The sequence below is a fragment of the Streptomyces sp. NPDC058307 genome (assembly GCF_042880295.1).
In the GTDB taxonomy this organism is placed as follows: Bacteria; Actinomycetota; Actinomycetes; order Streptomycetales; family Streptomycetaceae; genus Streptomyces.
This window is the reverse complement of record NZ_JBHVYZ010000006.1, coordinates 154,949-166,863: the sequence shown is the minus strand read 5'-3', so window position 1 is coordinate 166,863 and position 11,915 is coordinate 154,949. Positions and strand designations below refer to the sequence as shown.

The 11,915-nt window shown below is 71.9% G+C and carries 13 protein-coding genes; 8 read left to right on the top strand and 5 right to left on the bottom strand.

Features of this window, described 5'->3' with window-relative positions; all coding sequences use genetic code 11:
- Positions 1–51 precede the first annotated feature (51 nt).
- From ACFVYN_RS07295 to ACFVYN_RS07280, 4 genes are read left to right on the top strand one after another with little or no spacing between them, the layout of a single operon-like run.
- Positions 52–963, top strand: a complete 912-nt coding sequence (locus ACFVYN_RS07295; protein ID WP_389993765.1) for an ABC transporter ATP-binding protein — start codon at positions 52–54, stop codon at positions 961–963.
- Entirely contained in the window at positions 960–1,700 is a 741-nt protein-coding gene (locus tag ACFVYN_RS07290) for an ABC transporter permease (RefSeq protein WP_389993762.1), read from the top strand. Before ACFVYN_RS07295 ends, ACFVYN_RS07290 begins: the two co-directional genes overlap by 4 nt.
- A gap of 5 nt (positions 1,701–1,705) precedes the next feature.
- Complete coding sequence (locus ACFVYN_RS07285) at positions 1,706–2,902, top strand: sensor histidine kinase (protein ID WP_389993892.1); 1,197 nt, start codon at positions 1,706–1,708, stop codon at positions 2,900–2,902.
- On the top strand, positions 2,899–3,516 hold the full coding sequence (locus ACFVYN_RS07280) for a response regulator (protein WP_389993760.1): 618 nt from the start codon (positions 2,899–2,901) through the stop codon (positions 3,514–3,516). The genes ACFVYN_RS07285 and ACFVYN_RS07280 overlap by 4 nt, the downstream gene beginning before the upstream one ends.
- 64 nt (positions 3,517–3,580) lie before the next feature.
- On the opposite strand, the gene ACFVYN_RS07275 is transcribed toward ACFVYN_RS07280, so the two are convergent.
- Together ACFVYN_RS07275 and ACFVYN_RS07270 are read right to left on the bottom strand one after the other, a co-directional pair.
- Complete coding sequence (locus ACFVYN_RS07275) at positions 3,581–4,432, bottom strand: transglutaminase-like domain-containing protein (protein WP_389993757.1); 852 nt, start codon at positions 4,430–4,432, stop codon at positions 3,581–3,583.
- A gap of 29 nt (positions 4,433–4,461) precedes the next feature.
- Positions 4,462–5,469 (bottom strand): GNAT family N-acetyltransferase, encoded by a 1,008-nt coding sequence (locus tag ACFVYN_RS07270; protein ID WP_389993754.1) that lies wholly within the window; start codon positions 5,467–5,469, stop codon positions 4,462–4,464.
- Between the two features lie 140 nt (positions 5,470–5,609).
- Between ACFVYN_RS07270 and fdxA the strand changes: the two genes are divergently transcribed.
- Complete coding sequence (gene fdxA / locus ACFVYN_RS07265; protein ID WP_007384503.1) at positions 5,610–5,927, top strand: ferredoxin; 318 nt, start codon at positions 5,610–5,612, stop codon at positions 5,925–5,927.
- A gap of 121 nt (positions 5,928–6,048) precedes the next feature.
- Positions 6,049–7,143 carry a bifunctional succinyldiaminopimelate transaminase/glutamate-prephenate aminotransferase gene (locus ACFVYN_RS07260; RefSeq protein ID WP_389993751.1) on the top strand — a complete coding sequence of 365 codons (1,095 nt, stop codon included), beginning with the start codon at positions 6,049–6,051 and terminating at the stop codon, positions 7,141–7,143.
- A gap of 99 nt (positions 7,144–7,242) precedes the next feature.
- On the opposite strand, the gene ACFVYN_RS07255 is transcribed toward ACFVYN_RS07260, so the two are convergent.
- On the bottom strand, positions 7,243–7,698 hold the full coding sequence (locus tag ACFVYN_RS07255) for an ATP-binding protein (RefSeq protein WP_389993748.1): 456 nt from the start codon (positions 7,696–7,698) through the stop codon (positions 7,243–7,245).
- 274 nt (positions 7,699–7,972) lie between these two features.
- On the bottom strand, positions 7,973–8,962 hold the full coding sequence (locus ACFVYN_RS07250; protein WP_389993745.1) for a heavy metal transporter: 990 nt from the start codon (positions 8,960–8,962) through the stop codon (positions 7,973–7,975).
- Between the two features lie 84 nt (positions 8,963–9,046).
- Between ACFVYN_RS07250 and dapE the strand changes: the two genes are divergently transcribed.
- Both dapE and ACFVYN_RS07240 read left to right on the top strand, forming a co-directional pair.
- Positions 9,047–10,126: a succinyl-diaminopimelate desuccinylase gene (gene dapE / locus ACFVYN_RS07245; protein WP_389993742.1), complete on the top strand. Its 1,080-nt coding sequence runs from the start codon at positions 9,047–9,049 to the stop codon at positions 10,124–10,126.
- A 109-nt stretch (positions 10,127–10,235) separates the two neighbouring features.
- Positions 10,236–10,994 carry a TIGR00730 family Rossman fold protein gene (locus ACFVYN_RS07240; RefSeq protein ID WP_389993739.1) on the top strand — a complete coding sequence of 253 codons (759 nt, stop codon included), beginning with the start codon at positions 10,236–10,238 and terminating at the stop codon, positions 10,992–10,994.
- Between the two features lie 40 nt (positions 10,995–11,034).
- Here ACFVYN_RS07240 and folP read toward each other — a convergent pair whose 3' ends face one another.
- Entirely contained in the window at positions 11,035–11,895 is an 861-nt protein-coding gene (gene folP / locus ACFVYN_RS07235; RefSeq protein ID WP_389993737.1) for a dihydropteroate synthase, read from the bottom strand.
- Between the last annotated feature and the right edge of the window lie 20 nt (positions 11,896–11,915).

The following is an 11,915-nucleotide window of genomic DNA, read 5'->3' as shown; positions in this document are numbered from 1 at the left end:
CCGGACGGCCGACACTGCCCGCCACCGCACCCGCGGAGCCACCATGGCCGTATGACAACGACAAGCCCGGTGGTCGAGTTCGACCAGGTGAGCAAGGCATACGGCGCGGTACGGGCCGTGGACGGACTGACCCTGACCCTGCGTCCGGGGGAGACCGTGGCGCTGCTCGGCCCCAACGGCGCCGGCAAGTCGACCACGCTCGATCTGCTGCTCGGCCTCAAGCAGCCCGACAGCGGCAGCGTCCGCCTCTTCGGCACCACTCCGCGTGAGGCGATCGTCGCCGGACGCGTGGGCGCGATGCTGCAGAGCGGCGGCCTGATGGACGAGGTGACGGTCGCCGAGCTGGTACGGCTCGCCTGCGCCCTGCACCCGAAGCCGTACCGGCCCTCCGAGGTGCTCTCCCGCGCGGGCGTCGCCCAGATCGCCGACCGCAAGGTCAACAAGCTCTCCGGCGGCCAGGCCCAGCGGGTCCGCTTCGCCCTCGCGACCGCCGGCGACAGCGACCTGATCGTCCTGGACGAGCCGACGACCGGCATGGACGTCACCACCCGCCAGGCCTTCTGGGCCACCATGCGCGAACAGGCCGACCAGGGCCGTACGGTCCTCTTCGCCACCCACTACCTCGAAGAGGCCGACGCCACCGCCGACCGGGTGCTCGTCCTGCACCGGGGCCGCCTCCTCGCCGACGGCACCGCCGCCGAGATCAAGGCCAAGGCGGGCGCCCGCAGGATCGCTTTCGACCTGGAGGGCACGATCGACGAGGGCACGCTGCGGAACCTGCCCTTCATCAGCACGGTCGCCGTCTCCGGCCAGACCGTCCGCATCCAGTCCACCGACGCCGACGCGACCGTCCACGCCCTCTACGGCCTCGGCGTCTACCCCCGCAACCTCGAAGTCGCCGGGCTCGGCCTGGAGCAGGCCTTCGTCGCCATCACCGAGGCCGAGGAGGCCAAGCAGTCATGAACAGCCTGATCAAGCTGGAACTCACCCGCGCCCTGCGCAACCGCAAGTTCCTGTTCTTCTCGGTGCTGTACCCGTCGCTGCTGTTCCTGATCATCGCGGGCAACGCCGACAGCACGTCGAAGGTCGACGGCACGGGCCTGACCCTGCCGACCTACATGATGGTCTCGATGGCCTCCTTCGGCGCCCTGACCGCCGTCCTGATGGGCAACAGCGAGCGCATCGCGAAGGAACGGGAGGGCGGCTGGGTACGGCAGTTGAGGCTGACGACCCTCCCGGGGCGCGGCTATGTCCTCGCCAAGACGGCGAGCGCGGCCGTGGTGAGCCTGCCCTCGATCGTGGTCGTGTTCGTCGTCGCCGCGGTCGTGAAGGACGTACGCCTGGACGCCTGGCAGTGGCTCGCGCTCACCGGCGCGATCTGGGCCGGAAGCCTCGTCTTCGCCGCGCTCGGCGTCGCCATCGGCTACCTCGCCACCGGTGACGCGGTCCGCCCGATCACGATGATCACCTACTTCGGGCTCTCGATGCTGGGCGGCCTGTGGATGCCCACGACGACCTTCCCGCAGTGGCTCCAGGACATCGCCGAGTGGCTGCCCACGCACGCGTACGCTGCCCTCGGGCAGGCCATCGAGCAGAGCCGCGCCCCGCACGCACAGGACATCGCCGTCCTGGCCGTCTCCTTCGTCCTGTTCGCGGGCGGCGCGGCCTGGCTGTACCGGAAGGACACGTTGAAGGCGTGAGCGCGATGACGGACGAGCTGGGCGGGGACGAGGAAGCGCGGGCGGAGCGGCTGGTGCGCATCGGCCAACCGCCCCGCAACCGGGCCGAGGTCATACGCAAGCTGGTGTGGATCGTGCCGTGGCTGGTCTTCCTCAGCTCACCGGTGCACGACCTGGCCTCCGGCCACCACACCGGTTCGGCCACCGCGGCGGGCTGGGCGGGCCTCACGGTCTTCACCGGCACCTATCTGGCGCTGGTCTTCCGGAACATGGGCCGGGCGTTCCCCGGCCGGACGGTCTGGGCCCTGGTCTGCGTGCTCTGGCTGCTGGCGATCGTCCTGACGCTGAGCCTCGGCGGCTCGTGGCTCGGACTGTTCGTGTACGTCTCCGTGGCCTGCGGGGTGACCTTCCCGCTCCGGGCCGCGTACTGGGCGATTCCGGTCACCACCCTCTCGCTGGTGCTGGTGGGTCTGCGCACCGACCCGGACTCGGCCTGGGGACTGTTCCTCGTCGTGCTGCTCGTCGGCTACTCCATGACCGGCGTCCGCCAACTCGTGCGCACGACCGTGGAGTTGCGCAAGGCCCGCGCGACCGTCGCCCAGCTGGCCGCGAACGAGGAGCGGCTGCGTCTCGCCCGTGACCTGCACGACCTCCTCGGCCACTCCCTGTCCCTGATCACGCTGAAGAGCGAGCTCGCGGGCCGGATGCTGCCCGACCATCCCGACAAGGCCGCCCAGCAGGTCGCCGACATCGAGCAGGTCAGCCGCCAGGCACTGGTGGACGTGCGCGAGGCCGTCACCGGTTACCGCCGCCCCCGCCTCGCCGGCGAACTGGCGGGCGCCCAGGTCGCCCTGACCGCGGCCGGGGTCACCGCCCAGCTCCCCGCCGAACCCGACCTCGACGGCGTCCCCGAGGAGAGCGAGGCGACCCTCGCGTGGGCGCTGCGCGAGGCCGTCACCAACGTCGTACGGCACAGCGGGGCCCGGCGCTGCACGGTGGAGCTGCTGCGCCGCCAGACCCTCGACGGGCCGATGCTCGAACTCTCCGTCGATGACGACGGCTCCGGCGGCTCCGGCGGCGGCCCCGGCAACGGTCTCACCGGCCTCACCGAGCGCCTGGAGAAGGCGGGCGGCACCCTGGAGGCCACCGGCACCCGGCACGGCTTCCGCCTGGTCGCCCGCGTGCCCGTCGGCCCCGCGGCCGACGTAGGATCCGCCTCATGACGAGCCGCACGATCAAGGTCCTGCTCGCCGAGGACCAGTCGATGGTCCGCGAGGCCCTGGCCGCCCTGCTCGGCCTGGAGGACGACATCGAGGTCGTCGCCCAAGTGGCCCGCGGCGACGAGGTATTGGCGGCGGCCCGCGCCCACGACATCGACGTGGCCCTCATGGACATCGAGATGCCGGGAGCGACGGGCATCGAGGCGGCGGCCCAGCTCCACCGGGAACTCCCGGCGGTCAAGCTGGTCATCCTCACGACCTTCGGCCGCCCCGGCTATCTGCGCAGCGCGATGGAGTCGGGCGCCGACGCCTTCCTGGTCAAGGACGCCCCGGCGGCCCAACTCGCCCAGGCGGTACGCAAGGTGCTGGCGGGGGAGCGGGTCATCGACCCCACGCTCGCGGCGGCGGCACTGGCGGACGGCGCGAACCCGCTGACGGACCGGGAGCGCGAGGTCCTGCGCGCGGCGGCCGACGGCTCCACGAACGCGGAGCTGGCGCGAGCCCTCCACCTGTCCCAGGGCACGGTCCGCAACTACCTCTCGACGGCGATACAGAAGCTGGCGGTACGGAACAGGGCGGAGGCGGTCCGGATCGCGAGGGAGAAGGGCTGGCTGTGACCCACTCAGGGGCGCGGGGAAGGGTGCGACCAGCCGCAACGGACCGGTAGGCGCCAGGACGGCCTCAGTTCAACATCGCTCGCGCGGCATGAGCCTGCTGTCGCACCTTGGCCGCCGCGGCCTCGTCCACCGCAGCCACCACCCCCGCATACGCCTCCAACTCCCAGGCCCCCTCGACGAAGTCACCCCGCTGCACGAGCAACTGCGCCCGCTCGTAACGCAGTCGTGCCGGATGCGAGGGCAGGAGCAAGGCCAGCTCCACGGCCCACAGGCCCACGTCCGAGCGCTCGGGCCGAGTCGCGGCCCACGCACGGACGTTGTTCAGAATCCGCTGCACGACCTCCAGCGGCTCGGCGGGACCCAGCATCGCGGGATCCAGCGAACCCCCCGTCGCCCCGGCGACCAGCACCTCCGCGTCACCCCCGCTCAACACCCGCCCCCCGTCGAAGGGATCAGCCAGGACCTGCTGCTCCGGCGGCCCGAACCCCACCACGAAATGCCCCGGCAGAGCCACTCCGTACACCGGCGCCCCCGCCCGCCGGGCCACCTCCATCCACACCACGGACAGCAGGATCGGCAGCCCCCTGCGCCGCCGCAGCACCTCGTGCAGCAACGAGGACTCCAGCCGCTGATAGTCCGCGGCGGAGCCGCGAAACCCGCACCGGTCGCCCAGCAGCTCCCGCAGCGACACCGCCCACGACCGCGGCCCGCCCGGCCGGAACGGCAACCGACCTGCCAGCGCGTCGAGTTCGATCTGGGCCGCGTCGATGCCGGCCTCGTCGAGCGCGCCGTCGGCCTGCGCCGAAACGAGCAGGCACAGCGCGGACAGATCGGGCCGTTCGGACCGCGCCTCTTCGGCGAACCGTCTCCGGAGCTCGGCGGAACGTTCGGGCGGTGGTGGAAACGGGGGACGCATAGCTGGCTCGTGCCCTTTCGCGGCGATCGCTACCGCGTCCCGCCGGAGACGTCCGGTTCGCGGTAGTGGTGGTAGGCGTGGTGCGGGGCGAACCCCAGCCGGTCGTACAGGGCCCGCGCACCGGCGTTGTCCGACTCGACCTGGAGCCAGGCGGCCGAGGCCCCCTCGTCGAGGGCGCGCTGTGCCAGCGCCGCCATCACGGTCGAGGCCAGCCCCCGTCGCCGTAGCGCGGGATCCACCTCGACCGCCGCGAACCCGGCCCACCGGCCGTCCACGACACACCGCCCGATCGCGGCCGGCGCTTCCTCGCCGGGGACGGTGGCGAACCACACCGACGGCCCGCTCCCGAGCACCCGCAGGGCCACCTCGCCGACCCCCTTGCGCTGATAGCGCGCCAGCCAGTCGGCGTCGGCCTCCCGGGACAGCACGACACCCTCGGCCCCCGAACGGTCCGCGACCGGCGCCAGCGCCCCGGTCCACAGCTCCGCCGTCACCTCCCGCGTCCACCCGCGCGCCTCCAGCTGCGCGCACAGCACCTCCTGGGTGCCCGCGGCGCCGGTCGCGGTCTGGACGTACGCCGGCAGACCGCGGTCGCCGTACCACCGGCGTACGGCGGCCAGGGCCTCGTCGAGCGGCAGGCCGGGGTCGCCGAGCGGGAGGACGGAGTTGGCGCGGCGGGTGAATCCGGAGGCGGCGCGCAGCTCCCACTCGCCGAGCCACTCGCTCTCCACGGGCCGCCAGCCGCGCGCGGCGATCCGGGCCAGCTCCTCGTAGGAGGCGGCCGGGCCCCTGCGGCGGGCCGGCTCGGCGGGCACGACCTTGCCCGCGACCAGCGCGGATTCCGCGATGCGGACGCTCTGGCCGTCCCGGCGCGTGATCAGCAGCACACCGTCGTCCCATGATGTGAGAACACCCACCGTGTCGGTGAACTTCTCCCCGGTGACGGCGGCTTCGTCCAGGCACCGTACAGATACCCGTTTGCCCACGTCAGCTGCGGAGATGCGGACGACGAGACGTCCCGCGGCAGAGATTTCCACAGGTCAGTTCACCCCTCCTGTTCGGATCATGCCCAAGAACGGAGATACTAGGGGCGGGCATCGACGACGCCGCGCTCCCGCGCGCCAGGCGGCGGAGCCTGAGGAGGCCCGCCAGCGCCCAATGGAGGAGGAACGACAGCGTGACCTACGTCATCGCGCAGCCTTGTGTCGACGTGAAGGACAAGGCCTGCATCGAGGAGTGCCCGGTCGACTGCATCTACGAGGGCTCCCGGTCCTTGTACATCCACCCGGACGAATGCGTCGACTGTGGTGCCTGTGAGCCGGTCTGCCCGGTCGAGGCGATCTTCTACGAGGACGACACTCCGGACGAGTGGAAGGACTACTACAAGGCGAACGTCGAGTTCTTCGACGAGCTCGGCTCGCCCGGCGGCGCCAGCAAGCTGGGTCTGATCGAGCGGGACCACCCGTTCATCGCCGCGCTGCCGCCGCAGGCCTAGTCATCCGCTTCAGCGGCCCGCACCTCGTGCCGCCTCGGTCCCGTACGGCCTGATCGCCTCCGATCGTGGCCGTGCGGGGCCGAGGCGTTTGCCGTACGACCCGAAAGTGAGCCCGAAAGCCGTGTCCGCAGTCTCCGACCGCCTTCCCACCTTCCCCTGGGACAAGCTGGAGCCGTACAAGAAGACGGCCGCCGCGCACCCCGGAGGCATCGTCGACCTGTCGGTCGGCACCCCGGTCGACCCGGTCCCCGATCTCGTCCAGAAGGCCCTGATCGACGCGGCGGACTCCCCGGGCTACCCGACGGTCTGGGGCACCGTGGCCCTGCGCGACGCGATCACCGGCTGGGCCGAGCGCCGCCTGGGCGCCCGCGAGGTCACCCACCGCCACGTCCTGCCGGTCGTCGGCTCCAAGGAACTCGTCGCGTGGCTCCCCACCCAGCTGGGCCTCGGTCCCGGCGACCGGGTCGCCTACCCGCGCCTGGCCTACCCGACGTACGAGGTGGGCGCCCGCCTGGCCCGCGCCGAGTACGAGGTCTACGACGACCCCATCGAGCTGGACCCGGCGGGCCTGAAGCTCCTGTGGCTCAACTCCCCGTCCAACCCGACCGGCCAGGTGCTGTCCAAGGACGAGCTGACGAGGATCGTCGCCTGGGCGCGGTCCCACGGCATCCTGGTCTTCTCCGACGAGTGCTACCTGGAGCTGGGCTGGGAGGCCGACCCGGTCTCCGTCCTGCACCCGGACGTCAACGGCGGCTCCTACGACGGCATCGTGGCCGTCCACTCGCTCTCGAAGCGGTCCAACCTCGCGGGCTACCGTGCGGCCTTCCTCGCGGGCGACCCGGCCGTCCTGGCGCCCCTCCTGGAGATCCGCAAGCACGGCGGCATGATGACCCCGGCGCCCACCCAGGCCGCGGTGGTGGCGGCCCTGGGCGACGACACCCACGTCCGCGAACAGCGCGAGCGCTACCGGGCTCGCCGGGCGCTGCTCCGCGAGGCCCTCGTGAACCACGGCTTCCGCATCGAGCACAGCGAGGCCAGCCTCTACCTGTGGGCGACCCGGGACGAGTCCTGCTGGTCCACGGTGGCCCACCTGGCCGACCTGGGCATCCTGGTGGCCCCGGGAGACTTCTACGGCACGGCGGGCGAGACGTTCGTACGGGTCGCGCTGACGGCGACGGACGAGCGGGTGCGGGCGGCGGTCGAGCGACTGGCGTGACCCGCTCCGGACCATGACGAGCTCCGGGCCGTGACCCGCTCCGGACATGGCGAAGGGGCCCGGGGGAATTCCCCGGGCCCCATCGCCAAGCGCTGGGTACTATCCGAGCGGGAGGCTCTTGTCCGGCAGGGTGTCCGCCGACGGCAGGCCGCCGCCCTTTCCGAGGGAGTCGGTCGGCAGGCCGCCCTTCGTCGCCGTGGACGCGGTGTCGCCGAGGACGCCACCGGCGGAGCCCGCGGCCTCGCCCGCCGTCTTCTGCGCGACCGGCGTCGCCTTCTTCACGGCCTTGCCGCCGGCCTTGCCCGCGGACGGCACCGCCTTCTCGACGGCCTTGCCACCGGTCTTGCCCGCGGTCCCGGTCAGGTTCTGCGCCGTGCCGTCCACCGTGTTGCCGACGTGCGCCCCGTCCAGAGCGGTCAGCCCGCCGAGGTTCGGAGTGGCGGGCAGCGCGGCGGGGGCCGCGCTGGCGGAGCCGGCCGCACCGACCCCGGCGGCCGCTCCGGCAGCGACGAGCAGCGCGGCACGGGCGATCCTGCGGGTCAGGGGGAGGGACATGTTGCTCCTTCGACGGAGGAAACGTTGCTAGGACGCCGTGACTACCGCTCGAAGCCGTCGAAGGTTGCGGACGCGCAACGTAAAGAGTTGGCAATGCGTCGCATTATCGCCTACGGATAAAAACGGGCAAAAGGCTTCCGGTCTGAAAGTCCGCCGAATGCTTGCAGCCCTTTGATCACAAGGGTTTTCACGGATACGGGGGTGAGATGACGAAAACCTGCGCACACCCGCTCCGTCGGCGGCCGGACGTGACCCTTCCGGGCGATCTTCCGAACTACCGTGCCGTCACTATCCGCACCGAGCCGGTGCCGCCTTCGCCGCCCGCCGTACGCCACTGGCTCTCGGTGCTCCCGGCCGTCCACTGCCGTCCGGCGTACGAGACCCGCTCGATGCGCAGCGCCGAGGAGTTGGCGACCGCCCAGTGGGCGAGCTGCCAGCCGCGCTCCTTCAGGGTGCGGTCGGAACCCGGGCCGGTGTCCTTGCGCACGGGAAGGGTCACGGTGCGCTCGTCACCCGTGGTGGGCGTCGGGCTCGGCGACGCCTTGCCGCCCACCTCCGCGGCGGTCGTCTCCAGCGCGTCGCGCCCGAAGTCCCGTACGAGGGCGGAGCGCACCGCGTCGGGGCCCGTGGCGGGGGCCTGGGTGCCCGTGGCGGCGGCCTGGGCGTCCTGGGTGGTGTCCTGGCGGCCGTCACAGGTGAGGGTGGCCGCCGCGGTGCCGGTGAGGGCGGCGGCCAGCAGCTCGGCGTCCGGCTCGTGCTTGGCGTACGCCTCCGGATAACCGCTGCGCTGCACGCGCTGGGCGGCGACGGTCAGCGGAAGGTCCTGGTAGCGGTCCACCTTGACCAGGTGCTTGTAGAACTCGCCCGCCGCGTGCGTCGGGTCCAGGATCTCCTTCGGAGTGCCCCAGCCCATCGAGGGCCGCTGCTGGAACAGCCCCAGGGAGTCCCGGTCGCCGTGCGTGATGTTGCGCAGCCCCGACTCCTGGATCGCGGTGGCGAGCGCGATGGCCACGGCCCGCTCCGGCAGTCCGCGCCCGGTGCCGACGGCGGTGATCGTCGCCGCGTTCACCGCCTGCTCGGGCGTGAACTCGTACGACGGTCCGCCCGCACTGCCCGAGACGACTTGGCAGCGCGGCCCGCCGGTGCCTCCGGTGACGTACTGCACCACGAGGTAGCCGGCGACCGCGCACAGGACCACGAGGGCCGCCCCGAAGCGGAGGAGACGGCCACGGCGTTTGCGAGTAGGGGGCAACGGCTCTGGCATCCGGACAAGATACTGGAGAGTACTGAGACCTCTGCGCCGGATGTGGACAGAGGGCACGGACAGCGGGGCGCTAGGGTCGGGAGCATGGCCGACACCCCCCTTGACCTTTCGCTGGACGCAGCCCAGCTCACCGCGCAGCTCGTCGACTTCCCCTCCGAGAGCGGCACCGAGAAGCCCCTCGCGGACGCGATCGAGAGCGCCCTGCGCGCCCTGCCGCACCTGAGCGTCGACCGCCACGGCAACAACGTCGTCGCGCGCACGAACCTCGGCCGTCCGGAACGCGTCATCCTCGCCGGCCACATCGACACGGTCCCCATCGCGGGCAATGTCCCCTCCCGCCTCGACGACGAGGGCTACCTGTGGGGCTGCGGCACCTGCGACATGAAGTCCGGGGTCGCGGTACAGCTGCGGATCGCGGCGACGGTCCCGGAGCCCAACCGCGACCTCACCTTCATCTTCTACGACAACGAAGAGGTCGCGGCCCACCTCAACGGCCTGGGACATGTGGCCGAGGCCCACCCCGAGTGGCTGGAGGGGGACTTCGCGGTCCTGCTGGAGCCCACGGACAACCAGGTCGAGGGCGGCTGCCAGGGAACGCTGCGGGTGCTGCTGACGTTCAAGGGGGAGCGGGCGCACTCCGCGCGCGCGTGGATGGGGTCCAACGCGATCCACAAGGCCGCTCCCGCCCTCGCGAAGCTGGCCGCCTACGAGCCGCGCAAGCCGGTGGTGGACGGCCTCGAGTTCCACGAGGGGCTCAACGCCGTGCGGGTCGAGGGCGGCGTGGCCACGAACGTCATCCCCGACTCCTGCACGCTGACGGTCAACTTCCGTTACGCCCCGGACCGCACCGAGGCCGAGGCGGAGGCCTTCGTGCGGGACTTCTTCGCGGACTGCGGAGTCGACGAGTTCACCGTCGACGACCACACCGGAGGCGCCCGCCCCGGCCTCACCCACCCCGTCGCCCAGGCCTTCATGGCCGCGGTCGGCGGCGTCGCCCGCCCCAAGTTCGGCTGGACGGACGTGTCCCGCTTCAGCGCGCTGGGCGTGCCCGCGGTCAACTACAGCCCCGGTCAGCCGCTGCTCGCGCACAAGGTGGACGAGCGGGTGAAGGCGTCGCTGATCCCGCAGGCGGAGGAGAAGCTGCGGGCGTGGCTGACGTCGTGACGCCGGTCTGCGCCGTTGCGCTTCATGGCGGACACGCGGACGTCCCCCCTCCGTAACCCGCGTAGACCTACGCTGAGACGGAGAGACAAGGCAAGCGGAGGGAGCGCACATGGCTACCGGGAACCCCGAGGGCAAGAAGCAGCCGCCGGAGGAGCAGCGCCTGGGACCTGTCCTCCGCAGGCGGGGACAGGTCACGGCGAGCACCACCGACCAGCGCCTGCTGGACGCCGGCGGCCCCTCGGACTGGGTCCACACCGACCCCTGGCGCGTCCTGCGCATCCAGTCGGAGTTCATCGAGGGCTTCGGCACGCTCGCCGAACTCCCGCCCGCGATCAGTGTGTTCGGCTCCGCGCGGACACCTGCGGACTCTCCGGAGTACGAGGCGGGCGTGCGGCTCGGCCGGGGCCTGGTGGAGGCCGGCTTCGCCGTGATCACCGGCGGCGGCCCCGGCGCCATGGAGGCGGCCAACAAGGGCGCCTGCGAGGCCAACGGCACCTCCGTCGGCCTCGGCATCGAGCTCCCCTTCGAGCAGGGGCTCAACCCCTACGTCGACATCGGTCTCAACTTCCGCTACTTCTTCGTCCGCAAGATGATGTTCGTGAAGTACGCGCAGGGATTCGTGGTCCTGCCAGGCGGTCTCGGCACCCTCGACGAACTCTTCGAGGCCCTGACCCTGGTCCAGACCCAGAAGGTCACCCGCTTCCCGATCGTCCTGTTCGGCAGCACGTACTGGGGCGGCCTCGTCGACTGGCTCAAGAACACCCTGATCGCCCAGGGCAAGGCGTCGGAGAAGGACCTGCTGCTGTTCCACGTGACGGACGACGTGGACGAGGCGGTGGCGCTGGTGTCCAAGGAGGCGGGGCGGTAGTCGTTCGCACCGGCCGGGACCGGGGGTTTCGCCCCCGGTCCTAGGCCAGCCCCCTGCGTGCCACCGCCGGAGGCCGGTGTCCTGCGATCGACGCCACCATGTCCAGCACCTGCCGGGTCTCCGCGACCTCGTGCACCCGGTACACCTGGGCCCCGAGCCACGCCGACACGGCCGTCGTCGCCAGGGTGCCCACCAGGCGCTCCTTCACGGGCCGGTCCAGCGTCTCCCCGACGAAGTCCTTGTTGGAGAGGGACACGAGCACCGGCCAGCCGGTCTGCGTCATCTCCCCGAGCCGTCGCGTCGCCTCCAGGCTGTGGCGGGTGTTCTTGCCGAAGTCGTGCCCGGGATCGATCATGATCGACTCCCTCGGCACGCCCAGTCCCGCCGCACGCTCGGCCAGTCCCACGGTCACCCGCAGAATGTCGGCCATCACGTCGTCGTACGCCACCCGATGCGGCCGGGTACGAGGCTCGGCGCCCCCGGCGTGCGTGCACACGAGCCCCACCCCGTACCGCGCGGCGACCTCGGCCAGCCCCGGATCGACCCCGCCCCACGCGTCGTTCAGCAGGTCCGCCCCCGCCTCGCACACCGCCTCGCCGACCGAGGCCCGCCAGGTGTCGACGCTGATGATCACGTCGGGGAACCGTCGCCGCACCTCCGCCACGAACCCGACGGTCCGCCTGGCCTCCTCCGCCGCGGACACCTCTTCACCCGGCCCGGCCTTGACCCCGCCGATGTCGACGATGGCGGCCCCTTCGGCCACCGCCTGCTCCACGCGCGCGAGGGCGGGCTCGTCGAGGAACGTGGCGCCCTGGTCGTAGAAGGAGTCGGGGGTCCGGTTCACGATCGCCATGATCACCGGCTCGTGCGCGTGGAATTCACGCCTGCCCAGCCTGAGCATCGCCTGTGACCTCTCCTAGT